Raw genomic sequence first — 518 nt, 5'->3', positions numbered from 1 at the left:
ACATGGGTGCGACCAGCTTTTCGCTCGGTCAGTCCGAAAACGGGGGACAAATTTTGACTACGGTTGTTCAGCATTTGTTTGGGCCGCTTGGCTCTATGCTTTTGGGCGCCGCCGTTACACTGGCTTGCCTGACGACATCCGTAGGACTCGTCACAGCGTGCAGTCGTTTCTTCTCAGACCGCATCCCTGCCATTTCCTATAAAGTGATGGCCGCGATTTTGTGCGTATTCAGTGCCGGTGTAGCAAATATCGGACTGACACAGCTGATTGCGATTTCCGTCCCTATTCTGATGGCGATTTATCCGTTGGCGATCGTTTTGATGCTGCTGGCGTTTTTCCACAAATTGTTCAAGGGATATAGAGCCGTTTACGTAGGTGCAATCGTGGCAACGGCATTGATCAGCTTGATGGACGGTCTTACTTCAGTGGGGCTCTCCGTTGATGCGATCACCTCGATTTACAAGCATTTGCCGCTGCACAAAGAGGGGATTGGCTGGCTGCTTCCTGCGATTGCAGGT

The 518-nt window shown here is 51.7% G+C and carries 1 protein-coding gene; it reads left to right on the top strand.

The window, feature by feature from the left end:
* Positions 1-2: 2 nt before the first annotated feature.
* Positions 3-518, top strand: a 516-nt coding sequence (locus tag SB773_RS29980) for a branched-chain amino acid transport system II carrier protein (protein ID WP_410593830.1), incomplete at its 3' end; no start/stop codon positions are given.

The sequence above is a fragment of the Bacillus sp. SIMBA_074 genome (genome assembly GCF_046534555.1).
Lineage (GTDB): Bacteria > Bacillota > Bacilli > Bacillales > Bacillaceae_G > Bacillus_A > Bacillus_A mycoides.
The sequence above is the reverse complement of the archived record's forward strand: the minus strand, read 5'-3'. Positions and strand labels throughout refer to the sequence as shown.